Genomic DNA, 25,556 nt, shown 5'->3' on the forward strand with positions numbered 1-25,556 from the left:
CAACTCATTCATTTACAACTTCTTTCTCTTTTTGTAATACAGATAACGGCTTTTTATTCTTCTTTGACATTACCTCTTTATCGGAAATACGTAAAGAAAATAGTAATGCTATGAGTAAAAATATTGCTGATCCAATTAATGCTGCTTGATATGGTAAGAAATCTGACTGTGCATTATTCTGTACGTTATTAATTCCAAAACCAGATAGTATACTAGCTAAAACAGCAACTCCTATTGCAGATCCTAATCGGTTTTGCACATTGAATATAGTAGTTGCTCTCCCCATAGAAGGTGGTGCAATATTGTTAAAAGCAGAAAATTGAACCGCACCGACAGATTGACCTAAGAAAATACCAATGCCAAACAATAGTGCCCGAATTTGCCATGGATTCGTATCATGATTTACAAAACTTAATAAAATAAAGATAACCGCCGTACTTACTAATCCAATAGAGATTACCTTTCGAGCTCCTAATTTCTTATATGACCATGGTACAATCTGCGAAGAAATCATTAATCCAATCGCCTCTGGGAATGTAGTAAGACCCGATTCCAGCGCGGAAACTCCTATTACATTTTGATACATAAGCGGAAAAACAAATAACATTCCTAGTAAACCAGCTGATGAAAACAACGAAATAAGACTCATTTTTCTAAAGACCGGTTCTTTTAATAAGTGTAAATCTAACATCGGTTGCTTTACTTTAAGTTCTACAATAATAAACAATGTAAGTAATACAATCCCAGCTATCCCAATACTAATTATTTCTGGAGAAACCCAACCTTTTGACGGGCCTTGACTGAGTGCATAGATGAGCATCGCAAAACCTGGTGCTGAAAGAACAAAACCGAGAGAATCAAAACGACCAGCCGATTTTTCAATATGCTCTGCTAAAAATAGAAGTCCAAATAGCAACGCAATGATACCAAACGGCAGATTAATATAAAATGCCCAGCGCCAAGACATTTGATCTACAAAGAAACCGCCAATAATTGGTCCGATCGCTGGTGCTACAGCAATTGGAAGTACAATAAATCGAGAAATTTTTGGTCTTTCCTCTGGTGAAAATGTTCGGAATAACATCGCCATCCCGACTGGTGTTAAAAATCCGCCACCAGCACCTTGAATGATACGAAAAATGTTTAATGAAGTAATATCATTAGCAATTCCACATAGTGCAGATGCAATTGTAAAAACGAAAAGGGCAGTTAAAAATACTTTTTTCGTACCAAAGCGATCTCCTAACCAACCAGAAATCGGAAGGAAAATAGCTAAGCTAACTAAATACCCAACATTTACAGTCCCCATTGCAGATGGGGGCACTTGCAGTTCTTTGCTTATCGTTTGCAGTGCTACATTCACAATCGTTGCATCCATCGCAGCCATAAACATCGCTGTTATATAAACGATGCTTACAACTACTTTTGGATTTATTTTTACTTTCATTATTGTTTTCCTACTAATATTTTTTCGCTAATTTGATTTTTTTTCGGCTCTAAATCATTCCAGTTAACTTCAACGTATTCTAAGCAAACTTGTCTGCTAGCTTCTTCATGTACGACATTCCATCCAATTGGTACATCGAGAAAGGCAGGCCAGAGAGAATACTGGCCCTCCTCATTCATTAATACTTTATATGTGTAATTATCATTTTCAAATGGATTCGTCATACTTTACTTACCCCTTTCTTATTCTGCAAATATTTCGCTAGCACTTGTCCAATTTCTGTAAGTGGACCTGGCTGACATAAATCTTTATGTCTACAATCAATGTCATGCTGCACGATTTCCCCGTCTAAATAATTTAGCCACGTATTTGGAGAAATAGGATCAAACCAGTCTGGTATAACAGTAGATCTAAAGAATAAAATATCCCCGTTATAAACTTTTGGCACGTATTTCCCTAACAACCCTACTGAATTTACATATGTTTCTTTCAAGTTTAAAATAGTCTCTTCCTCAAGACTTGCTAATGCACTTCCATCTTTGCGAAGTATTGCAACCGCACTTTCCATAGTAAGTGGTTTACCATCCATGTTATCTGGATCATATCCACCTAAAGCAAGTAATGCGATTAACGCTTCTTCTTCAGTAGGTGCTTCCGTATTCGGTAAGAAGTGACCAGGATACGAATCCAGCATAACGAGTAATTCTACTTCTTCCCCTTCATTTTGAAGTTGCGCCGCCATAGCATGAACAACATTTCCTCCAAGCGACCATCCGAGTAAACGATATGGTCCGTGAGGCTGTATTTCACGAACGTGTTTTAAATAATCCGCCGCCATCTCCTCTAAGCTTTTTGGAAGTTCTTCATTTTCAGCGATACCACGTGCTTGTACACCATAGATTGGATAATCTGTTCCTAAAGATTTCATAAGTCCTGCATAGCACCAACTTAATCCACCTGCTGGATGTACACAAAATAGTGGTAATTGATCTCCGCTTGCTCGTAATGGAAGCAACACATCAAGTGCACTTTGACCATTCCCCATTTCAAGTCTTTCAGCAAGCCCTGCAACAGTAGGTGCTGCAAATAAAGTTCCGATATTTAGTTCAACTCCAAGTGCCTCTTTAATGCGACTCATCAGCTGCACTGCAAGAAGTGAATGACCACCAAGATCAAAGAATCCATCATCAATTCCAATTTGAGACACACTTAAAACTTCTGTAAACAAGTCACATAACATTTCTTCTTGCGGTGTTCTCGGTCCGCGGCTAGAAGATGATGCAATAAATTCTGGAGCTGGCAATGCCTTTCTATCTAATTTACCGTTTGGAGTTAAAGGTAACTCATTTACTACTACAAAAGCGTATGGAACCATATAATCTGGCAAACTACCTCCAGCATACTGACGCATTTCATTCGTATCGATCGTTTCATTATTTGATGCGACGATATAAGAAACTAATCGTTTATCCCCTGGTTGATCTTCCCGTACAATAACAGCTACTTGTTCAACTTTAGGATGTTTCATTATTACCGCTTCTATTTCCCCTAATTCAATTCGGAATCCACGAATTTTAATTTGATGATCTGCACGTCCTATATAATCTAACGTCCCATCTTGACGCCAGCGCGCTAGGTCTCCTGTACGATACATTCTTGTACCTGGCTTACCAAATGGATCTGCGATAAAACGTTCAGCAGTTAATCCTGCTCTTCCTAAATATCCACGAGCGAGCCCTGCACCTGCAACATATATTTCTCCAACTACTCCAGGTGGCATCGGTTGTAAATAGTTATCTAATACGTATACTTTAAGATCCGGTATACTGCACCCGATTAAACTATTTGCTCGTAAAGATACGATACTTTCATCTAATTCAATATAACTAACATGTACCGTCGTCTCCGTTATTCCGTACATATTAATAAGCTTCGGTGCGTTATAAGGATGACGACTATACCAATCTTCTAATCGACTTAGTTCAAGTGCTTCTCCGCCAAAAACAACATATCGTAAAGATAATTTTTGACCAATCTCTTCATTTTCACGATCGGCTTGCATCAATTGATAGAACGCTGATGGAGTTTGGTTTAAAACAGTCACCTTTTCCTTAACAAGCAGTTGTAAAAATTCTTTCGGCGAGCGACTTACAGTATGTGGTACTACAACTAAACGCCCTCCATATAATAAAGTTCCCCAAATTTCCCAAACCGAGAAATCAAAAGCGTATGAATGGAACATCGTCCACACATCGTCTGCGTCAAATTGGAACCAATGATCAGTTGCTCCTAAAAGTCTTACTACATTTTGATGAGGTATCATAACCCCTTTCGGTCTACCTGTTGAGCCTGACGTATAAATAACGTAAGCAATATGTGAAGGAGATAACGGCTTCATGCGCTCCATTTCATCTATATTGTCTTCACTATATTTCTCAATTTCTTCTATTACGTTCACATCATCAACTAAAATCTTTAGTGCTTCATCACATTCAATTTCCACATCTGAATTTGTTAAAACACATGATGGTTTCGCATCGTGTAGCATAAATGAGATACGATTTGACGGATAATCCGGATCTAACGGAAGGTATCCCGCACCAGCTTTAAGAACAGCAAGTAAGCTTACAACCATATTTAAAGATCTCGGCATCGCTAAAGCAACAAGTTGATCAGGACCGATTCCTTTCGCTATTAACAAACGAGCTATTTTATTCGCTTTTCTATTTAACTCTTCATAAGTTAGCTTTTCATCTTCAAAGACGACAGCAATAGAATTTTGATTTACATGAGCCTGCTTTTCAAATAATTGTGGCAATGTCATTTCAGGTACAATTTGAAAACCACCATTCCACTTTTCTAAAACTGTATTTCGCTCTGCTAAAGTTAATATTTCTAATCTACCAATTGATTGATCCGGATGTTTCTCTGCATCATCTAATAATAGAATGAATCGTTCTATTAGTTTTTGAACCGTTTCACGTTTATATAAATCGGTACTAAACTCTAACAATCCGTGTAAGCCGTTTGGAGTACCATCAACTCCGTTACTCTCGCTAATTTCAAATGTTAAATCAAATTTTGCAGAACCAACACTTTGAATTTCAAGGCTTGCTTCTAAATCCGGTACATTAAACGTTGCTTCTGGCGTATTTTGGAAAGCTAACATAACTTGAAACAGCGGATGGCTATTTCGAGTTCGTACTGGGTTTAACACTTCAACAAGTCGTTCAAATGGAACATCTTGATTTTCATAAGCTGCAAGGTTTACCTGTTTCACTCTATTTAATAATTCTTTAAAACTTGGATCTCCTGATGTATTTGTGCGTAACACTAATGTATTTACAAATAAACCAACTATATCCGTGAGTACATCGTCATTTCTTCCAGCAATCGGACTACCTAATGGTATATCAGTTCCAGCACCTAATCTTGTAAATAAGGCACTTAGTCCTGCTTGCAACACCATAAACAAACTAACTCCATTTTTACGAGCGAGCTCCACTAACCTACTATGCATACCTTCATCTAAATGAAAATGAATTGTTTCCCCGCGATAACTAGTTTCAATTGGGCGCTGGTAATCTGTAGGTAACTCCATTTGATCTGGTAAACCTTTTAACTCTTCTTTCCAAAAATCTAATTGTGTTGAAATAATACTGTCTGGTTTTGTTTCATCACCTAATAGCTGTTGTTGCCATAGTGAATAATCTGCGTATTGAACTGGAAGGGTTTCTAGTTGAACACTATCACCTTGACATCGTGCTTTATAAGCCGCTGTAAAGTCTCTCGTTAACGGTTGTAATGACCAGCCATCTCCTACAATATGATGTAAAAGAATTAGTAATACATGCTCATTTTCACTCGCTTTAAAAAGTTGTAAACGAACTGCTGGCTCAACATCAAGGTTAAAGCTATATTTTACCGCCTCTGAAAGTACACTTTCTAATTCATCTTTACATGTTTTTGTTATAATCATTTCTAGATTTAAGTCTTCCATATTTAAAATTTCCTGATATGAACTACCTAATACATTAGGGAAAATTGTTCTAAGTGTTTCATGTTTCTTCACTACATCATAAAAGGCACCTTGCAGTGCTTCCTCATTCAATTTTCCAGACATACGAATGACTAACGGAATATTATAAGTAGGGCTTGGACCTTCTAAACAATTTAAGAACCATAACCTGCGCTGTGCAAATGAAAGTGGAACTTCATTTGGCCTACTTACTTTCTTAATAGCTGGTCTTGCGCTTTTTGCATGATCCAATTGTTTCGCTAATTCAGCAACAGTTGGTAATTCAAATAGCTTTCCGATTCCTAATTCTACACTTAACGTTTCACGAATTCTTGCCATTAAACGAGATGCAAGAAGCGAATGGCCGCCCATTTCAAAGAAATTATCATCTATACTAATTCGTGAAACACCAAGTACCTCAGCAAATAAATCACATAATATTTCTTCTTTCGGATTTCTAGCAACTCTCTCATTGTTCATTCCATTAAAATCAGGAGCAGGTAATTTCTTTCTATCAACCTTACCATTTGGCGTTAATGGTAATTCTTCTAGCACAACAAATGCCGATGGTACCATATAATTCGCTAAACTTTCTGAAACATAAGAACGAATTTCTGAAAGATTAATTGGTTCCTTCTCTTCGGCAACGATATACGCAATGATTCGTTTATCATTTGGGCGATCTTCTCGTACCATTACTACCGCTTGTTGAATATTTTCATGTCGTTGTAATACCGTTTCAATTTCAGCTAATTCAATTCGGAAACCGCGAATTTTAATTTGATGATCTGCGCGACTAATGTACTCTAACACACCATCGTTACGCCATTTCACAAGATCACCTGTGCGATACATACGTGCTCCAGCTTTCCCATAAGGGTTTGCAACAAACCGTTCAGCCGTTAACGCTGGTTTTCCTAAATATCCGTTCGCAAGTCCTTCTCCTGCAATATATAATTCACCGATAACTCCAGGTGGAACAGGCTGTAACCCTGCATCCAAAACGTACACTTCTGTATTCCAAATTGGTCTTCCAATAGGAGGTATACCATTTTCACTGTCATCAATATTTATGAAAGTAGACCAAATAGTCGTTTCAGTTGGTCCATATAAGTTAGTTATAGAGCAACCTAATTCTTTTAATTTATTTGCTAAATGTGCCGGAAGAGCTTCACCGCCAACGAGTACGTTTAGCCTTTGTAACCTCTCTGGATATTCAGTTATTAACGCCTGCCAGAGCGTCGGTGTAGCTTGCATAATTGTCGCTCTTTCTTCTTGTAACAATGTCGTTAATGCAGAAGGCTCTTGGATTACCTCTTTTTGTGCAATTGTTAAACTTGCACCACTAATAAGAGGTAAATAAATTTCTAGAGCAGAAATATCAAACGCAAACGTTGTAACTGCTAATAAATGATCGTTTTCATTTAATGAAAACATATCTTTCATAGCTAATAAGAAGTTACTTAAACCTTTCATAGTAACAATTACACCTTTTGGATTTCCGGTTGATCCTGAAGTGTAAATTGTATAAGCTTGGTTTAAAAGTGATTCATCATTTTTAAATGGTAGATTCATATGAGAATATGTTTTTAACGCTATTTTCGTTTCTTCGCTATCTAATATGATTTCTTTAATATCATTTTCTATAACTAAAGTAGATGAAACAGATGAATGTGTTATGATACAAACTGGATTTGCATCATTTACTATATAATGAATTCGCTCGGCTGGGTATTCTGGATCTATCGGTAAATACGCTGCACCAGCCTTTAGAACTGCTAGCATACTAACTACCATTTCTATTGATCTTGGAAATACTAAGGCTACAAACTGATTTACTTCTATTCCTTCTTCTAATAAATAGTGTGCTAGTTCATTCGCTCGTTCATTTAGCTCTTTATACGTAAGTTTTATCCCGTTACAAGTAACTGCTATTTTATTTGGATTTTTTTGTACTTGTTTTTCAAATAATATAGGTAGATTAATTAGCTCTTCAGCTTTCTTCGTTTCATTCCATTCCAATAAAACTTTATGATTTTCTTCAGGAAGAGTAATGTTTATTTTTCCAATCGGCTCGTCTTTATGATAATTATTTATCACTAATTCTAATAGACTCATAAATCTTTCTTTATGCAATGCTAGTTCCGCGCCGTTATATACTTCCGGATTCGCATCAAAATGAATCATTAACTCATTTTCATCGAAACGTTTATATACATTTATCGATAAATCATCAACAGGTCCTGCTGATAAATTATGTGTAATACCACGATTCCCAGCAAAGTTAAGCCCATAATCAAAAGGCATAACATTCACTAACGGTCCAAACAACCTTTGATTTTCACCTAGTAACTTTAAGTCTCTTCTTAATTCCTCATGACGATATTTATGATGACGACGTACGTCTCGAATTTCTTTAGAAACTTGCTGTATTAATTCTGCAAAAGTTATATTTGGAGTTAACTTTAGACGAAGTGGAACTAAATTCATTACCATGCTTGGTGTATGAATAGATACAGAACCAAGACGCCCCATCATCGGTAAACCTAAAACAATATCATTTGCACCTGTTAATTTATGCATGTAAATACTCGTTACGGCTACAACAAATTCGGGCCAACTCGTTAACGAAATATTAATATCTTCTAGTAAAGTTTTTGTACTAGCATTTGATAGATAAGCAGTTTCTCGTAAAAATCCATTTGATGTTCTCGGCGCTCGTTCTGCTAAACTTATAACTTCCGGTTCATCTGCAAACTTTTCTAGCCAAAAAGTACGATCTTCCTGAAATTGTTTAGATTCACGATACTCATTATCTTCTTGTACAATTTTTGCAAGAGAACCAAATGGCTTTTCATTCTTATTTGTTTCTTCTATAAGTGATGTATACTCATTCGCTACCTTTTGGCTAAGAAGTGAAAATCCATAGCCATCCATCACAATGTGATGGATGCGCTGATACCAAAAGAAACGATTATTTTCAACTTGAATAAGTGCTTCAGTAAATAATTTATCTTCTTTTAAATCTATCGGTACAGATAAATCATTTTTCATCCATACTTTAGCAGCTTCTTCAGGATTTTCTTCTTTACGAACGTCAATAAAATGCATATGAAACGTTGACGATTCCTCAATAACTTGCCATGGGCCAATTTCATCCTCTTCGAAACGAACATGAAGTGCTTCTGCTTCTTTTACCACTTTACGTACAGCTAACTCGAAAATTTCATGATTAATATCTCCGTTTATTTCTATATATTCCCCAGTATTATAAATCGGATTAAGCGGATCTAATTGTTGCGCAAACCACATACCAGACTGCGCAGATGATAACGAATGACGAATCTTTTGACTATTAGGCATTCTTTACTACCCCTTTATTATGTAGTCTATTTGTTACAGCACTTGTGCTGCTTGTGAAGATAGTAAACGGTACCAATCATCAACAGTTGGACGTTCTGCTAAATCTGCAAAAGTGATTTCTTTCCCTTCGCGACGCCATTTCTCTACTAAACTCATAATTCTGACCGAATCAAGTCCTCTATTTAATAAGTCTTCATCAACTTCAATACTCTCTACTGGCTCACGGAGTAGTTGTGCAACTAGTTCATGTACTTTCTGTAAAGTGATTCCTTCACTCTCATCGCTTTTTACACTTTGTAAATCTTTTAATAGTAAGTTTGTTGATGTCGTTACTGCACATCTATTTGATGCATACTGCAATGCTTGTTTATGATGCTCTAGTGAAAAATCAGCAACTGCATCTGCTACAAAAAATGGCTCTATACCATCCATAAATGCTTCACAAGCTGTTAAAAGGCAGCCAATATGCGCATAAATACCGCAAATAATAAGTTGATCTCTTCCCTGCTCATTTAAAATTTCTAATAGATTCGTCTTTTTAAATGCACTATATCTCCATTTGGTTAGGAATATATCATCCTCATCTGGAGTAAGCTCATCGACAATTTTCTTTTTATCTGGTCCAGCAGGAATACCGTCACCCCAAAAGTCTTGTAATAACCCTCGTTGTTCTAACGTTTGTCCACCAGGTTGTGCTGTATAAACAACTGGTATACCAAGTTCCTTGCATCTTTCTCTTATCACCTTAATATTTGAAATTAGTTCTACTTTTGGCGATTCTTTATCGCTATATGCATCAAGAAAATATTCTTGCATGTCATGGATTAGAAGAACCGCACGTTTCGGATCTGGCGTCCAATTCACTTTATTTTTTGGTAGTTCTGATTCAATTGGCATTTTATATACTGAAATAGATGGGATAGCCATCTAATCACTTCCTTCCGATTTTTATTATTGTTTTACTGTAATAAGTTTTTCAGCAATGACTTTACGTAATTCTTTTTTGCTTACTTTTCCAACACCTGTTTGTGGGAATGATTCAATAAATTCAATTCGATCTGGAATCTTATAAGCTGCTATACCACGTTCTCTTAAGAACATTTTTAATTCGTTTGCAGTTAGGACTTGTCCACGAGCGATAACAAAAGCGCAAGTGCGTTCTCCTAAATAATCGTCAGGCATAGATACAATTGCTACATCATGTACTGCATCATGTGCTAATAGATGATTTTCAACTTCTTCCGCAGCAACCTTCTCACCACCACGGTTAATTTGATCTTTATCTCTTCCTTCTACAATGATGTAACCTTGTTCATTTACTTTTACAAGATCACCTGTGCGATAAAAACCATCTTCTGTAAATGATCTTACATTATGCTCTTCCGCTTTATAATAGCCACGAATTGTATATGGCCCTCTTGTTAATAAACTACCTACTTCACCAGGCTTAACATCATTATCATGTTCATCAACAACTCGAACTTCATCAAATGTAGACATCGGTCTACCTTGTGTATGAATAATGATTTCTTCTGGATCATCTAGTCTTGTGTAATTTACTAACCCTTCCGCCATACCGAACACTTGCTGTAACGTACATCCGAATGTAGGGCGTATACGCTTCGCAACTTCGGCACTAAATTTCGCACCGCCTACTTGAATAACTTGCAGGCTTGATAAATCGTTATTACGGGAAGATACCGCATCAAGCCAAATCATTGCTAATGGTGGAACGAGCGCTGTAATCGTAACTTTTTCTTTTTCTATAAGAGCAAATGCCTCATCTGGACTACCTCCAGTTGCCAATACTACTTTTCCACCCGCATAGAAAGTTCCAAATGTCCCTGGAGAACTCATCGGGTAATTGTGTGCTACTGGAAGAACTGCCATATAGACACTTTCTGCATTTAAATTACAAATGTCAGCGCTAACACGTAAACTATAAATATAGTCATCATGTGTTCTAGGAATTAATTTAGAAAGTCCTGTCGTCCCTCCTGATAATTGGAGAAACGCAACATCACTTGGCTGAACTTCTGGTAACGGAATCGGATCCATATAAAGATCAGTTATGTTCACGAATTCTTCTTCTTCCCCCACTACGATTACATGTTGTAAAGCGGGAACTTTCTCTTTCACTTCTCTTGCTAGTTTTCGATAATCAAAGCCGAGAGCCTTATCTGAAATAACGTAAGCACTCGCTTCACCAAACTCGCAAAAATAACTAATTTCACTACTGCGATGAGAAGGTAGTGCAAAAACAGGGAGTGCTCCAATGCGAAATAGCGCAAAGCATATTTCGAAAAACTCTATAATATTAGGTAACTGGATTACAACTCGGTCTTCTTTCTTTATTCCTAAATTCAGTAAACCTGAAGCTAAGCGATCTACCTTTTTATCAAGTTCACTATACGTTATATGCGTATTACTACTTACAACCGCAATTTGATCCCCATATTTTTCAGCGCGCTCTTTTAACATCGAACCAAATGTTTCTCCAAGCCAACACCCTTCTTCTCGATAGCGATTGGCAAATTCTTTTGGCCATTCCGTATAACCTATTAACATTCTTTCTTCCCCCTATTTTTCATTCAGCGAATTATCTCTTAACCCTAAAGCCTTCAACATTGTTTGGAACTTAGCTGATGTTTCTGCTAACTCATCTTCTGGCTTTGATTCAGCAACAACTCCAGCACCTGCATATAAGCGAAGTGTATTCTCTTGCACTTCAGCACAACGAATTGTAACAATCCATTCGCCATCTCCATTTAAATCGCTCCACCCTAACATTCCTGTAAAGAATTCACGGTCAAATGGCTCAATTTTTTGAATAGCCTCTCTCGCTTCTTCCATTGGAGTTCCGCAAACTGCTGGCGTTGGATGAAGGGCAATTGCTAATTCTAAAGAAGACGTATTTGGGTCCTTTAGTTCACCTTTCACTTCCGTAGACAAATGCCACATTGCTTCACTATGAATAACTGAGGGTTTTTCTGGAACATGTAATATATGACAGTAAGGGCGAAGCGAAGCGGCAACCGATTCAACTACTACCGCATGTTCATGTAAATCTTTTGGAGAAGAAAGTAATTCTTCTGCCCTTCTTTTATCTTCTACTGGATCCTCACTTCGTGGTCTTGAGCCAGCCAACGGATTAGAAATTACTTGCATACCATGACGTGAAACAAGTAATTCAGGACTTGCTCCAATTAACGTCTTACTGTACTCGTTTTCATCTTTCGGCAAATTAACAGCAAATGTGTAGCCGTGCTTATTATGTTCCGCTAATTCACGGAGTAGTTTTTGTTGATCAATTTTCTCGGAAGACTTAACATCCAATGATCTGGATAGAACGATTTTTCTTAAATCTCCGTCCTGAATTTTTGCTATTCCTTGCTTCACACCATCCATATAAACTTCAGGAGCTGGAACCGGTGTCATTTCAAATGTCAGTTTCTCATTTCGTTTTATCTCATTTGTTGTCTCTAACTGTAAACGCTCAGTAATTCTACTATGTTCTGGTACGATAAGTTGAACTTCTTTTCTACGATCAAAAGGCAAAGCACCAACAACGATAGGATTCGGATTTCCGGCTTGTTTTGCATTACTTAATACCGCTTGTACAAGTTCTGGAAAACTTTCAATTTCATGATGTTTTACTGTAGTAAACTCTCCTTCTGTCAATATCGTTCGAGTTGGTGAAGCGAAAAAGAACGAAGATTCAGTTTTATAATCTTCTAATAATTTTTCTGACAGTTCCTTTACGGCTATAAGTTCATTCATAGTATTAAAACCTCCTGAATTTTTTATTAAACTCCTAATGTAGCTCCGCCATCGACACATAAATTGTGCATTGTAATATGACTCGCTTTATCAGAAGCTAAAAACAATACTGCTTCAGCAATTTCTGAAGGTTGTGCAATTTTTTGTAACGGAATACCGAGTCTATATGTATTTTGAGAACCAGCAATTATATTTTCAGCTCCATTCTCATCAGCCCATAGTAATCTTTGCATTTCAGTTTCAGTAGAACCAGGAGAAACTAAGTTGCAGCGAATATTGTATGCTGCAAGCTCTAATCCTAAACACTTCATAAACATTGTCGTTGCAGCTTTTGATGCAGCGTACGCAGCCATTTCCATTCTCGGAGTATTTGCCGCATTTGAACCAACTGTAACAATTGCCCCTGACCTTCTTTGCATCATATGTTTACTTACTGCTCGAGACATATAGAAAACTCCTGTAGAATTTACAGAGAAGGTTTTATTCCAATCTTCATCACTTAAAGAGTGAATTGGTCCCATACGTAATACCCCTGCAACATTTATTAATATATCTATTGGTGCTATATCATTTTCAATACCGTTTACCATATCTTCAACAGCGGTACTATCACTCACATCTAAATGAAATGTTTTCATACGTGTTTCATTTAATTCATTTTCATTTAAGAGTACGTTTAACCCCTCTTCATTTTGATCAACCGCAATAACTGTAGCTCCTCTTTCTAAAAACATTTTGGCAACAACACTGCCTATACCTTGAGCTGCACCTGTTACTAAAACCGTTTTTCCATCAAATTCCCCTAAGTTCATTTCCTCTATCCTTTCATTTGAAAATTGATCTAATTAAACAAATAGCGATAATGATAACGATTATCACTATCAATGTAAAAATAATACACTTACTAAACTAATTGGTCAAGTGTACTTTTCATCAAAATATTATTCATTGATAATGTTTTTCATTTAATATTCTTACATCGAAATGATAATCTTTCTCAATAAACTTGTCAACCTATTTTTATTTTTCAGATAAAATATTTTAGTACTTCTCAATACAATTACATCTAAAAGCATTAATAAGTACTTACATTAAAAAATTTAATTCGTACTCCTCTTTTTAAAATTGAAGAAGATAAACTGTAGATACCTTCATTTACAAAGCCTTACCAAAAACTCAAGTATATATTTTCTCAACATTTTTCTGAAAATATCGAGAAAGTATATCTTGCAATTACCGATGCATGTCGTGTTTATAATTTAAGATTTAATAAGTATTTCGAATATAATATATCAATTTATGATATTCCAATATAATCCAAACGGATACTTTACTCATTTTTTTGCCTCTAGAAAATTCCACATGTTGTAATTCATAAAAAAGCACCCTATTAAATAGGGTGCTTTTTAGTAAACATAGTGTTAAAGAAGATTTATATACTTACGCTACACTGCGATACTCTTCTTCTTTTTCTTTTTTCTGCTTAGGCACTTGGATTAAAAGTGCGATAATAAATGATACGACACATAATACGCCGATCACCATGAAAGTTGGTTTGAATCCACCTAGAACTGCACCGATAAAGGAACCAGCGAGCGCTCCAAATCCAAATCCTTGATACACAATTCCGTAGTTCTTACTATGGTTTTTCATACCGTAGAAATCACCAACGATAGCTGGGAAAATAGTGATATTTCCACCAAAGCAAAACGCTACACTTGCTACACATACGAAGTAGATACCATAATTTAAATCTACGAAACTTAAAACCAAGACTGAAGCTGCCATAACAACAAATGTACCAGTAACGATTTTTAAACGGCCGATTTTATCTGATAACGGTCCTAAAATAATACGACCTAATGTATTGAAGATTGCAACCATAGCCACCGCATTAGCTGCTGTCGCTGCGCTAAGCCCTACAAGTTGAACACCAATGTCTTTTACCATACCAATTAAGTATAAGCCACTCATACATGATGTAAATAACATAATAAATAATAAGTATACTTGTTTTGTGCCTAACATTTCTTTCGTTGTATATTCCTGAGTTTTTGTTTCATGAACTGCTCCTTGATCTGCAGCTTGATGGATTAAACAAGCACCAAGGACAATCATAGCTGTAACAATTAAACCCCAGTATATAAACGCTTGTGATACACCAACTGATTCAATTAACTGTGCGTTAATATATTTAAAAATTAAGCTACCCGAACCATATGCAGAGACAGAAATACCAGCAATTAAACCTTTACGCTTTGGAAACCACTTTATTAAATTGGATAATGAAGTGATATATGCTGTACCATCTGCATAACCTACAACAACCCCTGCTAGTACATAAAGCAATATTAATGAGGAAGCTTGTGAACTAAGTATTAATCCAATTCCTAATGCTAGTCCAGCTATCATAATAAGTTTACGAAGTCCCCATTTTTCTTGCAATTTACTCGCAAACAAAGTTGAAAACGCTAAAGACAGGCTAGTAATTGAGAAAGTTATAGCAACAGCGTTAAGACTCCAACCGTATTTACTCACTAAGGGCTGATTGAATAAACTCCATGTATATATCGTACCAAGCCCCATTTGTACTATGACTGTTCCAAGGACAACAAGCCATGGATTAACCGATGATTTTTTCATACCATCTCTCCTCCTCTTTCTATTTCAATGCTATTCGCTAAATATGCTTTTTTTATTTTTATTTTCGCCACCTCATTCGACTTAACAACTTCATTGTATAGGATGTTTTCGCTTATGTAAGCACTTACAAGATGGAGCGTCAAAAATATGGAATCAGTTACAGAAAACGAAGGGTGAAATACAAAAAACTACTTGTTAAATACGTAGTAGTTTTTATAATGTTTTACATTAATACGACTTACAGAGCTTTCACATCCTCTTTTACCAAAAAAATTATCGAATTATCCATGGCTGGACTTCAATATTTTGCTTATCCTATTCTTATTTAACTCTTCAACGTTTATAACATGTTGCGTCTGTATTTCTTGATACAAATCATTTAATAGTCTTGTAATCAAAAATTCCATCTTTTATACATTTTAACTCCCATATATCTTGTTTTTTTAACGAAACATACAGAATTACAACGTTTTTTTACAATTTTATACATAAAAATAGAAAATATATAATTCATTTACATAATGTTGCACTTTAATTTTTACTAAACAACAAATATTTTATTGATAAATAAAACTAAACATTCACTAATATATCTATACGTGGTTTAATATATATAATAAACAAACATTTCTGACTTTTATAAGGAGGTACTATGAAAGCAAACGTAGGCGATACTATACTATTTCAACGAAATAACTTAAAGATCACAGCATCTGTACTAAAACTATACACTGAATCGGTCTTAGTTGAAGTCACAGATGTAAGCGGTGGTACTTTTGAATTTGACCGAACAATTGTAAATCATAAAAACTATAAAATTTTAAATGCAAATAAATAAAACAATACAATACAAAATAGCCCCTGCTTAACAGCGGAGGCTATTTTGTATAATAACAATTCATTAATTTACATATCCTAAAACACTAACAATCTTGCTTGCTTTTAAATTATTAATATAATAATAAATTTCTAACCCTCTTCTCTCAGCTCTTAGCACTTTACCTTTCATTTTTGATAAATGCTGCGAAACAGTCGATTGAGGAATATTCAATATTTCTGTTAATTGTGTTACATTACAAGTTTTGCGTGCACTTAATTCATTTACAATTTGTAATCGTATTGGATGCGCCATTATTTTTAAAATATCCACATCTTCTTCAGTTACTAAACTTTTTTTATCTCGCTCGTATATGTTGTCATAAGACATTCCCCTTTTATTTGAATTCCTTTTTATTAAAATCTGCTTCTAAATAAAATATTATCTCTAATATACAATTAAGACCCTTATATAGAAATAATAGGATTTTAATTATTTAAAAGCAGCAATGCTATGTAATTTTATTTATTTGGTACATATACATAATACAATTCCAATTTGTGCTGCATGTGAAGTTAGCATAAATTTATGGTGAAGATTCTTCATTCATTTATACATAAACTGATAGGACTTCTTCGTAGTTCATTTATTATTTCGATTGGCTTATTGTCTTTTATATAGATGCGAGGTATCCTTCTACTTAACATACAAGTAATCTCATAATTAATTGTACTTAATATATCTGCAACGCAATCTACACTTATTGATTCCTCGCCTTGATTACCATAAAAGACCACCTCATCACCAACATGTATTGGCATGATTTTTGTTACGTCCAACATTAACTGGTCCATACAAATACGTCCTATAATAGGAACTTTCATACCCTTTATTAATACAAACCCTTTATTCGAGAGTTGCCTGCTGACACCATCCGCATATCCAACCGGTATCGTCGCAATCCATTCTTCTCCTGTCGCTGTATATGTTGCTCCATAGCCAACCCCATTTCCTTTTTTTACTTTTTTGATATGCGCAACTTTTGATTTAAATATCAGGATAGGCTGTAACGAAATAGCTTCTTGATTGACATCTGCAGATGGATAGAGACCGTATAACGCGATTCCAAGGCGGACCATATTTCCTTTTGTTTCTCTCATATCAATTGTAGCAGCACTATTATTGGCATGAATCCATGGAATAACAATTTGTAACTCTTCTGCTTTGCTTACGGCTTTTTGAAATACCTCTTGTTGCATGAGAGTATACATTTTATCCCTTTCATCTGCACAAGCGAAGTGCGTGTACATTCCTTCAACCTGAATATATTTTGTACACTTTAATGTTTGTAAAAACAATGTGACTTCATTAAGTTGTAAACCGAGTCGGCTCATTCCAGTGTCAATTTTAATATGGATGTACGCATTCTTTTCCATTTGTGAAGCAACCTCTTCTATAGCATGCAAATCCTCAATTGTATATACTGTCATGCTTAAATCATACGTAATTGCATCTACTATCGCTTCATACGGTGTGTATCCAAAGATTAATATTGGTACAGTTATACCAGCTTCTCTAAGTTCAATTCCTTCATCTACAAACGCAACTGCCAAGTGACTTGTGCCTGCCTCTGTTACCGCCTTCGCAATCGGAACTGCCCCGTGTCCATAGGCATTCGCTTTTACAACTGTCATAATTGCTGTACCAAATGGAATAGCTTGTTTGTACTGTTGGAAATTACGTTGCAGTGCATTTAAATCAACTTCAATAATAGTATGTCTACCGTAGTTAACGTTCATAATTTATTTACCTCCTATATTAAGCTATCAAAAATGCTCTTCCTGAAGAGCCAAGTTCATGAATCCGTAAAAGTCATTAGTATTCAAACGAAAATCCGTCGGTTATTATTTTTTTAGTATTCCTTCAGTTATTTTTACCTCGTAGCCTTCCGTGAGCTAAAATCGTTAAAAATCACATTCACTCTCACCCTCATATTTTTACATATCTTCACCTATCCAAAAAGGTACACACATTATGTATTTTTACATTCTAGTGGTATGGTGGAGAGGTATAGATATACCTCTTTGTAATACAATTGCTTTTCGAAGTAATACTATATGAGTAATAAATATATCTACTGTATAAAAATATTCATAAGATGACGTCATGTCCTACAACTATATAATTTAACAATTCATTTTTAAGGTAATTTTAATTTATATTGACCATTTAAATATAGTAATATATAGTTTGCGAATTGATAATTAGGAGGCTGTTTTAAAGTGAATTACAAAAAGGGTATTTTAGTTGGTCTTATATGTGTATTTGTATTTTCATTAAGTGGTTGTAATTTTATCGATGGGTTTAAAAGCGGATTTGCTTCTAAAACGGAAAAGGTAGAAAACCAGGAGGAAAAATAAATCCGTACAAAAAAGACGACATTTTATATGTCGTCTTTTTTGTTTCAACTTTAAAGTGAACTCTCATTATTACTTTATTGCACCAAAGCCCGTCAGTCATTCCTTAGTTCAAAACCAGTAAAAGCTTACACTGTTTTCCATAATGATAAAGCATAAATCCAGTTTGGATCCCCATTTCCTTGGTAATTTTGGACAGCTTCATACACTTTCCCTTCGTGTACGACTCTATCTCCCTTTTTATATGCCTTTTTTGAATTCCACGCTTCGTATGAAGCGCTTTCAGTTTTTGTGGTAACTGTGAATACATCGCTTTGTATTGATTCATTACCAGCTACATCAACAACTTTCACCGCATATTTATATGTAGTATTAGCAAGCAAATTTTTGTCCATATGAGAAGTAGTGTTGGATGTTCCAATTTTTTTCATTACGCCTGATATTTCTCTGTAAATATCGTAATGGTCTACACCGTCATTATCGTCAGACGGACTCCACATCAGATCAACACTTGATGCTGTCGTTCCCATGCTGTGTAATCCTTTTGGCTGTGTAGGTGCTTTTGTATCAAGAATCGCTACTGATGTTTTCACTTTAACTGCCGTACTTTCTTTCGATACATTTCCAGCTGCGTCAATCGCTTTTACAGTATAAGAGTATTCAGTACTTGGTTGTAATTGTTTATCAATAAAATGAGTGCCTGGTACTGTGTCAATAATCTCTCCATTGCGTAGGACCTGATAACCTTTTACCCCTACATTATCTGTAGAAGCGGTCCATGCTAGTTCTACACTATTTGCTGTAACTTTTGTTGCCTCAAGTCCATTTGGATTACTTGGTACTTCTGTGTCTGGTTTTTCATTATTGACTAGATTTACATCAATTACATTATAGAATGCATTTGCTGTATCAGCTACATCCCATACCGCTAAAATAACATGGTATCCACTACGATCAGTAGGTACGTTAATTTTGTGATTTAAATTGTTTAAAGCTGCAGAACCATCATGTTGTACAGTTCCAATTGGCTCAAAGTTTGCTCTTGTTAGCGCTTTATTTGGATTCCAACCTTTTTTCGTAATATAGTAATGCCATTTGCTTGTTAAGTGAGGAGCTGTATAATTCCATGTGAACGTATTTTCTCCACCTGTTATCGTATTTTTAAACCAACGCTCTGTTGTTTGTTGATCCAAAATACCACCAAATTTCCCGCCTGCCGAAGCAATCTGCCCATCAACTGGGCCAACTTGCGGAAATCCTTTTGGAGCTTCTAAACTTTGAGGCTCATACATAATACTTCCGCAGTTCACGTTCAGTGCGCCGTAAGTTGGGCTACATAAAGCAGAACGACTTCCAGGTTTTTCAACAAAACCGTGTGCATATGCATTTTGAGGAATGAGAGTCGTGCCTATGATTCCAGCCGTTAATGCAACGGCTCCCAGGCTTTTCTTGTTCATCTTCATATTTAGTAGGTGTTTTAAAATTCGATTATTCATGTTCGTATCCCCTTCTTGTTATACTTCGTAGTGTGATGAGGGCTTTGATGCAAAAGAATAACAATAAAGACACTTGTTTTGGGGAGTGCGTAAGAAACGCACACTTAATAATGAACGAATGTTTCATTCATTATTATTTAATATTTAGCTTTATGGATATACCATGACATATAAACTACTAAAACTTGTGCAGAAGTTGCGCAGAAGCGTTGAACTTAATACTAACACTAGCTAAATACTAAATTCACTTAGATGCTTATACATATAACTTCTTCATTTTTAACACATGTTAGGCGTTTGTATATACTATTACAAAACACATTTTTATAAAGGAGGGAATCATATGCCTACAATGTTACAAGAAGAAGTTGAAGAAGCACGAGAAACATATGTCAGTCGTATCATATTAGTAGGTGGATCAGCATTATTTTTAGCGGGTGGTGTTATATCGGCAATTTCTGCTTTTAAAACTTATAATCGATTATCACATACGCCGCCTACTTCAGATAACTCATAGTTCCTTATTTCATACAAACGCCGCCTCCAATAAGGAGACGGCGCTTTATTTATTATTTCACTAAATTTTTCAGCAATTAAATCTTGTTACTTCACCACAAACTTAGTCTGACTACACCCATCCTTCTGCTTCGTTACCTCTAATACAGCTGGCATTGCGTTTTTCAGTTCTTGAACGTGTGAAATTACACCGATAAAGCGACCTGATTTTTGCAAGTCGATTAGGGCGTCAACTGCTTTCGTTAATGACTCTTCATCTAATGAGCCGAATCCTTCATCGATAAACATCGTTTCGATGGAAATACCACCCTCATACGCTTGAATTACATCTGCCATTCCAAGTGCTAAGCAAAGTGATGCGTTAAATTTCTCACCGCCAGATAATGTTTTTACATCTCGGGTTTGACCTGTATATGCATCATATACATCTAATCCTAATCCACTTTGTCGATTCCTCTTTTCAACTCGTTCGCTTCGTTTTAAATAAAATTGTCCATTTGATAATTTACGTAGTCGTTCGTTCGCAATTTGAACAATTTGTTCTAAATACTCAATTAAGATGTAACGTTCAAAGGATATACGACTATCATTATCCCCTTTCATTACTTCATATAAATCAACAAGTTCTTGGAATGCTTTTTCTTCCTCATGAATTTGTTCATCAATTCGTTTAATATTTTCATGTAAATCCGTAATATATGATACGGCGTTTTGAGCACGTTGTCGTTTTTCTTTAATAATATCAAGGCTAATTTCCAATTCTCTCACTTGCTCATCTAATGAAGAAATGTCCATATACTCTTTATCTTTTAAGTCTGCTTTTAATTCGTCAATTTGTTTTGTAAGTACTTCTAGAGATGAGTAATAACTTTGGATTTCTTGTTGTAACTTATCCATCTCAGCATCATTTAATTTGGATTCTTTATATGTTAATTGATCTGTAAATCCGCTTTGTTCTAGCTCTTTCATAAAGCGTGTAAACGTCTCTTCTTTCTTCTCTTTTGCACTATTAAATTGATTAGAAGCATTATCATGTTCTGCTTGAATACGTATATTTTCATTTTGCCAATGTTGATACGCCTCTTGTACTTTCTCCCATTCATCTTCCATTAACCTAAGTTCTTGCAGAGCTTGGTCAAACTGTACTTTCCAAGCTTGTACCGTTTGCAAGCTTTCCGGAATATTTTGCTTATCATGTTCATATGACGTACGAAGCTGCATACACTCCATTTCAGTACGGTGCTGCACAGTTTCTACTTCACGCTTTTGTTTCTGGAGTTCTTCTACTTTTTCTTCTACGCTTTTTATATTCACAGCAATTTGCTTACGCGTTTCTTCACTTGCTTTTAACGCATTAACTTCTGCTACTAATTGCTTTCCTTTTTGAACGAGCGCACTATATGTTTCTACTAATTCTTCTGAGCGATAGCCTCGCTTTAGCACTTCTTCTATCACTTGTTCATATTGAACTCGATAGAAATTCCACTTTTCTTCTAATTGAACATGTAATTTTTCCGCAATATTTTTCTTTTCTCTTAGCTCATTTAACTCTTTTTCATCAATTGCATTACTTTGCTCTGTAGCTTTTTTCGGGTGGTCCATACTACCACATACTGGACAAGATTCACCATCATGTAAATGAAGAGCTAATATACCAGCTTGTTCACTTAACCAGCGGCGTTCAATATTTTCATATGTACTAACTGCCTGTTGCATCTTATGAAACGCACTTTCTTTTTCTAGCTCGTATTTTTGTTTTTCTTGCCATACATCATATGCCTGCTTTAATACTTTTGCATCTTCTCGCATATTCGTTAGTTCTTCTACTTTAGCTACATATTGTTCAAGCGCTGCTTCTAATTGCTGTAATTCGCCAGACATTCTTTGTTTTTCATTTTTATGCGCTTCTAGTTGTTCATCTAACTTTTGCATACCTTCTTTTAATTTTCCTATTTGAATTTCAGCATTTTGCAAATTTAACTTTTTCTCAGCTAATGATGCAATAATTGGCTGTAACTCTTCTAGTCTTTGAACTTGTTTTTTAGCATTTTCTCGCTCGGATGCCTTATTCTTTAATGCTTCATATTTCTCCTGAGCAAGTGCAAAACTGTTCATTATATGCTCTTTTTTTGCGATTATCTGTTTTAACAAACTTTCAGACTGCTGTTCATATTGCATCGCTTCCTCATACCATTGCTCAAATGGTAATAATCGCTTCGCCTGTTCCGCATGTTTAAAAGATTTTTCTTTCATTTCGATTACGGCACGGTTTTCTTGTAAAATACTGTACTTCTCATTCTTTTGTTCTAAATCTTTGAATTTCTCATTTACAGCTTTTGCTGCATGAAAACGTGCCTCTGCTTCTTTTAATTGTTTCGTTTTGTCATTTTGTTCTAAGTGTAATTGCTCAACCTCTGCATTGTACCAAACTGTTTCTTGTTCTAATGCCTCTACTACTTGATGTGTATTTACATGCTCTTGTTCCACTAATGTCTCTAATAATGCCCCATCACGTATTGGTAATTTAAATACATTACGGAAATATAGCTCACGTTCTTTTTGTTTTTCTTGTAAGACGTCTTTCCATTGTTTGCGCTTTTGATCTAATATCTCACGCATTAATTTATAACGATCTGTTTTAAAAATGCGGCGTAGTATTTCTTCTTTATTTTCCGTTTCAGATGTTAATAATTTTCGGAACTCTCCTTGCGGTAACATGACAATTTGGCTAAATTGATGTTTACTTAATCCAATTAAATCTTCAACTTTTTTATTTACATCCGTTACATGAAAACGATCGACACATGGAACTTTTTCCTCATCAATTACTTCATATAATTCGACTGCATGTCCTGTAATTGTTTTATTTCCTTGTTTTTTATGGCCCAGTTGTCGTTTAATTTCATAACTTTTTCCTTTTAATTGAAAAGTTAATTCCACACTTGTATAAACATCATCATCAGCAAATTGGCTACGAAGCATGTTTGTATCACTGCGCTCTTCTCCACTAGCCTCTCCATATAATACATAACAAATCGCATCAAAAATCGTTGTCTTTCCAGCTCCTGTATTTCCAGAAATAGCGAAAATACGATGCTCACCAAGATCTTTAAAATCGATTACTTCTTTCTGTTTATATGGACCAAACGCGGTCATTATAAGCTGAATCGGTCTCATCCTCGCTCACCTTCCCGTTCTTGCACTGTTTGCAAAACATCTAAAAATAGACGTTCTTTCTCTTCTGATAAATCTAGCCCTTTCATTTCTTTATAAAATGCTTTTAAAAGAGATAAATCATCCGTTTTATGTCTTGAAACAGTTACTTCATTTTCATCTGTGAACTCTCGTCTTTGAATAGATCTTTCAACATGCATTGCATTTGGGTATACAGAACGTATTTTTTCCATTGGCTGCAAGACAGGATTTTCATCTAATAATTTCACAAATACATAATCTTCACTCACTGGATGAAGCAATAAATCGTCTATTTTGGCTTCTACTGTACGCATTTTACGACGTGGTGTAAGTAAACGTTTTTCAATTGTTGTTTCACCTTTTTCATCCAGTTCCACAATATAATATCCTTTTTTATGCTTTTCTTCAGAAATAGAATATGCAAGTGGTGAACCTGAATAACGAATTGTCTCATTACGTACAAAATGCGCTTGATGTAAATGGCCAAGCGCCGTGTAATGAAACTTATCAAAATAATGGCTATTTACATATTCAGCACCACCAATTGAAAGTGGTCGTTCCGCATCACTCGTATTTTCCTCTGCCTCTCCTGAAGAAGTTACAAATGCATGTCCTACAAATATGTGTCTCGCTTCTTTATCCATCGTTTCAGAGAGTTCGTTCATAAAAATACGCATCGCATCATCATGAGAACGAACATCTTCATTTTTCAATATATGTCTAACAATACTTGGATCTGCATACGGAACGAGATGGAAATGAACCTCTCCGTATTCATCATTTAAAACAACAGGATTGTATGGAAACTGGAATTGTCCAACAATATGTAATCCTTGTTTTTTCATTAAATTACTACCAAAATGTATGCGGTCCGGACTATCGTGGTTTCCTGCAACTGCAATTATTGGTGTTTGTAAATCAATAACTATCTTTTGTAATACATCATTTAATAAGTCTACTGCTTCTGTAGGTGGAATTGCTCGGTCATATAAATCTCCTGCAATAATTACAGCATCCGGTTTTTCCTCTTCAACAGCTTGTACAAACTGATCTAACACAATTTTTTGATCTTCAGTCATATATACACCATGAACAAGCTTACCTAAATGCCAATCCGCTGTATGAAAAAACTTCATATTACCCTTCTCCTTTTAGTTTACTGATTGTAGTGAAACAAGCTGATAGTTTAGTGTAGTTTTTCCGTTCTCCCATTCTAACTTTTGGACAATTGCACTACCGATTCTTTCTTCGTTTGATTTATATAAAGGCAATATTTCTTGAATAGTAAATAGATGATAACCATCTAAAATTAATTGAAATAAATTATCTTCTATATGTAATCTTACTTCTTTTTCATTTGAAATAATTTTTGTATGCATCTCAAATTTCATGCTAGATACAACCCCTTTTTTCTAATCTCTACATTTTAATAGTATAGTGGTCATGCAAGATTGACAAGTAAATACACCGCGATGTACATACTTTTTTAATTATAAATATTTTATGTTTTTTTATATGAAATACGGTATGTGAAATTATTAATCTACAAAAATAAAAATGCCCTTTCAGGCATCCTTATTTTTGTAAGTACTCTTTCATAACGTAGTACAATACAGTTATTAAGACAATCGCTACAAAAAACGCAAATACGGCCACAACATACCCATCTTTATTTAATAAAAAGCATATGGAAATAGATATTATAAAAATCGGAAACACGAGACGTACCTTAGCCTTCACTTCTTCTGTCGTATCTGTATGATGAAAATACTGTGTAATTCCTACCATAAGAGATGACAAAATAATAACCGACAATAGTAAAGGTCCTGGCATTCCGATCTCTCCTTTCTCTATTTCTAATTAT

The 25,556-nt window shown here is 35.3% G+C and carries 17 protein-coding genes and 1 pseudogene; 3 read left to right on the forward strand and 15 right to left on the reverse strand.

The window, feature by feature from the left end; all coding sequences use genetic code 11:
* Positions 1 to 4: 4 nt before the first annotated feature.
* From JFU20_RS03660 to JFU20_RS03695, 8 genes are all read right to left on the reverse strand, one after another.
* On the reverse strand, positions 5 to 1,447 hold the full coding sequence (locus tag JFU20_RS03660; RefSeq protein ID WP_002012775.1) for an MDR family MFS transporter: 1,443 nt from the start codon (positions 1,445 to 1,447) through the stop codon (positions 5 to 7).
* Positions 1,447 to 1,671, reverse strand: a complete 225-nt coding sequence (locus tag JFU20_RS03665; RefSeq protein ID WP_000184075.1) for an MbtH family protein — start codon at positions 1,669 to 1,671, stop codon at positions 1,447 to 1,449. Before JFU20_RS03665 ends, JFU20_RS03660 begins: the two co-directional genes overlap by 1 nt.
* Positions 1,668 to 8,828: an amino acid adenylation domain-containing protein gene (locus JFU20_RS03670; protein ID WP_002012771.1), complete on the reverse strand. Its 7,161-nt coding sequence runs from the start codon at positions 8,826 to 8,828 to the stop codon at positions 1,668 to 1,670. The genes JFU20_RS03665 and JFU20_RS03670 overlap by 4 nt, the downstream gene beginning before the upstream one ends.
* 33 nt (positions 8,829 to 8,861) lie before the next feature.
* Positions 8,862 to 9,755: an isochorismatase family protein gene (locus JFU20_RS03675; protein WP_002012770.1), complete on the reverse strand. Its 894-nt coding sequence runs from the start codon at positions 9,753 to 9,755 to the stop codon at positions 8,862 to 8,864.
* A 24-nt stretch (positions 9,756 to 9,779) separates the two neighbouring features.
* Positions 9,780 to 11,396, reverse strand: a complete 1,617-nt coding sequence (locus JFU20_RS03680) for a (2,3-dihydroxybenzoyl)adenylate synthase (RefSeq protein ID WP_002168442.1) — start codon at positions 11,394 to 11,396, stop codon at positions 9,780 to 9,782.
* A 12-nt stretch (positions 11,397 to 11,408) separates the two neighbouring features.
* Entirely contained in the window at positions 11,409 to 12,608 is a 1,200-nt protein-coding gene (gene dhbC / locus JFU20_RS03685; RefSeq protein ID WP_201038348.1) for an isochorismate synthase DhbC, read from the reverse strand.
* Positions 12,609 to 12,634: 26 nt separating this feature from the next.
* The gene (dhbA, locus tag JFU20_RS03690; RefSeq protein WP_002012767.1) at positions 12,635 to 13,420 is read right to left on the reverse strand and encodes a 2,3-dihydro-2,3-dihydroxybenzoate dehydrogenase; all 786 of its coding nucleotides are present in this window, start codon (positions 13,418 to 13,420) and stop codon (positions 12,635 to 12,637) included.
* A 628-nt stretch (positions 13,421 to 14,048) separates the two neighbouring features.
* Positions 14,049 to 15,251 (reverse strand): L-lactate MFS transporter, encoded by a 1,203-nt coding sequence (locus JFU20_RS03695; RefSeq protein WP_002085734.1) that lies wholly within the window; start codon positions 15,249 to 15,251, stop codon positions 14,049 to 14,051.
* A 652-nt stretch (positions 15,252 to 15,903) separates the two neighbouring features.
* On the opposite strand from JFU20_RS03695, the gene JFU20_RS03700 reads away from it, so the two are divergent.
* Positions 15,904 to 16,089 (forward strand): YkvS family protein, encoded by a 186-nt coding sequence (locus tag JFU20_RS03700; protein WP_002012762.1) that lies wholly within the window; start codon positions 15,904 to 15,906, stop codon positions 16,087 to 16,089.
* Between the two features lie 63 nt (positions 16,090 to 16,152).
* Here JFU20_RS03700 and JFU20_RS03705 read toward each other — a convergent pair.
* Positions 16,153 to 16,451: pseudogene (locus tag JFU20_RS03705) on the reverse strand (ArsR/SmtB family transcription factor).
* Positions 16,452 to 16,670: 219 nt separating this feature from the next.
* Positions 16,671 to 17,867: an alanine racemase gene (alr, locus tag JFU20_RS03710; protein WP_002012758.1), complete on the reverse strand. Its 1,197-nt coding sequence runs from the start codon at positions 17,865 to 17,867 to the stop codon at positions 16,671 to 16,673.
* A 483-nt stretch (positions 17,868 to 18,350) separates the two neighbouring features.
* Between alr and JFU20_RS03715 the strand changes: the two genes are divergently transcribed.
* On the forward strand, positions 18,351 to 18,488 hold the full coding sequence (locus JFU20_RS03715) for a hypothetical protein (RefSeq protein ID WP_002012757.1): 138 nt from the start codon (positions 18,351 to 18,353) through the stop codon (positions 18,486 to 18,488).
* A 125-nt stretch (positions 18,489 to 18,613) separates the two neighbouring features.
* Here JFU20_RS03715 and JFU20_RS03720 read toward each other — a convergent pair whose 3' ends face one another.
* The gene (locus tag JFU20_RS03720) at positions 18,614 to 19,981 is read right to left on the reverse strand and encodes a lytic polysaccharide monooxygenase (RefSeq protein ID WP_201038350.1); all 1,368 of its coding nucleotides are present in this window, start codon (positions 19,979 to 19,981) and stop codon (positions 18,614 to 18,616) included.
* Between the two features lie 343 nt (positions 19,982 to 20,324).
* Here JFU20_RS03720 and JFU20_RS03725 point away from each other — a divergent pair, with 343 nt between their 5' ends.
* On the forward strand, positions 20,325 to 20,498 hold the full coding sequence (locus tag JFU20_RS03725; protein ID WP_002012755.1) for a hypothetical protein: 174 nt from the start codon (positions 20,325 to 20,327) through the stop codon (positions 20,496 to 20,498).
* Between the two features lie 86 nt (positions 20,499 to 20,584).
* Here the strand turns inward: JFU20_RS03725 and JFU20_RS03730 are convergent, their stop codons facing one another.
* From JFU20_RS03730 to JFU20_RS03745, 4 genes are all read right to left on the reverse strand, one after another.
* Entirely contained in the window at positions 20,585 to 23,674 is a 3,090-nt protein-coding gene (locus JFU20_RS03730) for an AAA family ATPase (protein ID WP_002165870.1), read from the reverse strand.
* A complete protein-coding gene (locus tag JFU20_RS03735) occupies positions 23,671 to 24,828 on the reverse strand; it encodes an exonuclease SbcCD subunit D (RefSeq protein WP_002012752.1) in 1,158 nt (385 codons plus the stop codon). Before JFU20_RS03735 ends, JFU20_RS03730 begins: the two co-directional genes overlap by 4 nt.
* A 15-nt stretch (positions 24,829 to 24,843) precedes the next feature.
* Positions 24,844 to 25,083 carry a DUF2584 family protein gene (locus JFU20_RS03740; RefSeq protein ID WP_002085739.1) on the reverse strand — a complete coding sequence of 80 codons (240 nt, stop codon included), beginning with the start codon at positions 25,081 to 25,083 and terminating at the stop codon, positions 24,844 to 24,846.
* Positions 25,084 to 25,267: 184 nt separating this feature from the next.
* Complete coding sequence (locus JFU20_RS03745) at positions 25,268 to 25,525, reverse strand: hypothetical protein (RefSeq protein WP_002012747.1); 258 nt, start codon at positions 25,523 to 25,525, stop codon at positions 25,268 to 25,270.
* Positions 25,526 to 25,556: the final 31 nt, after the last annotated feature.

It is taken from the genome of Bacillus sp. TH30, from assembly GCF_016650875.1.
Taxonomy (GTDB): Bacteria; Bacillota; Bacilli; order Bacillales; family Bacillaceae_G; genus Bacillus_A; species Bacillus_A mycoides.

Excerpts from the sequence above, each read along its gene's own strand:
- JFU20_RS03660 (WP_002012775.1), bottom strand. The coding sequence starts at position 1,447 with ATGAAAGTAAAAATAAATCCAAAAGTAGTTGTAAGCATCGTTTATATA.
- JFU20_RS03665 (WP_000184075.1), bottom strand. The coding sequence starts at position 1,671 with ATGACGAATCCATTTGAAAATGATAATTACACATATAAAGTATTAATG.
- JFU20_RS03670 (WP_002012771.1), bottom strand. The coding sequence starts at position 8,828 with ATGCCTAATAGTCAAAAGATTCGTCATTCGTTATCATCTGCGCAGTCT.
- JFU20_RS03675 (WP_002012770.1), bottom strand. The coding sequence starts at position 9,755 with ATGGCTATCCCATCTATTTCAGTATATAAAATGCCAATTGAATCAGAA.
- JFU20_RS03680 (WP_002168442.1), bottom strand. The coding sequence starts at position 11,396 with ATGTTAATAGGTTATACGGAATGGCCAAAAGAATTTGCCAATCGCTAT.
- dhbC (WP_201038348.1), bottom strand. The coding sequence starts at position 12,608 with ATGAATGAACTTATAGCCGTAAAGGAACTGTCAGAAAAATTATTAGAA.
- dhbA (WP_002012767.1), bottom strand. The coding sequence starts at position 13,420 with ATGAACTTAGGGGAATTTGATGGAAAAACGGTTTTAGTAACAGGTGCA.
- JFU20_RS03695 (WP_002085734.1), bottom strand. The coding sequence starts at position 15,251 with ATGAAAAAATCATCGGTTAATCCATGGCTTGTTGTCCTTGGAACAGTC.
- JFU20_RS03700 (WP_002012762.1), top strand. The coding sequence starts at position 15,904 with ATGAAAGCAAACGTAGGCGATACTATACTATTTCAACGAAATAACTTA.
- alr (WP_002012758.1), bottom strand. The coding sequence starts at position 17,867 with ATGAACGTTAACTACGGTAGACATACTATTATTGAAGTTGATTTAAAT.
- JFU20_RS03720 (WP_201038350.1), bottom strand. The coding sequence starts at position 19,981 with ATGAATAATCGAATTTTAAAACACCTACTAAATATGAAGATGAACAAG.
- JFU20_RS03725 (WP_002012755.1), top strand. The coding sequence starts at position 20,325 with ATGCCTACAATGTTACAAGAAGAAGTTGAAGAAGCACGAGAAACATAT.
- JFU20_RS03730 (WP_002165870.1), bottom strand. The coding sequence starts at position 23,674 with ATGAGACCGATTCAGCTTATAATGACCGCGTTTGGTCCATATAAACAG.
- JFU20_RS03735 (WP_002012752.1), bottom strand. The coding sequence starts at position 24,828 with ATGAAGTTTTTTCATACAGCGGATTGGCATTTAGGTAAGCTTGTTCAT.
- JFU20_RS03740 (WP_002085739.1), bottom strand. The coding sequence starts at position 25,083 with ATGAAATTTGAGATGCATACAAAAATTATTTCAAATGAAAAAGAAGTA.
- JFU20_RS03745 (WP_002012747.1), bottom strand. The coding sequence starts at position 25,525 with ATGCCAGGACCTTTACTATTGTCGGTTATTATTTTGTCATCTCTTATG.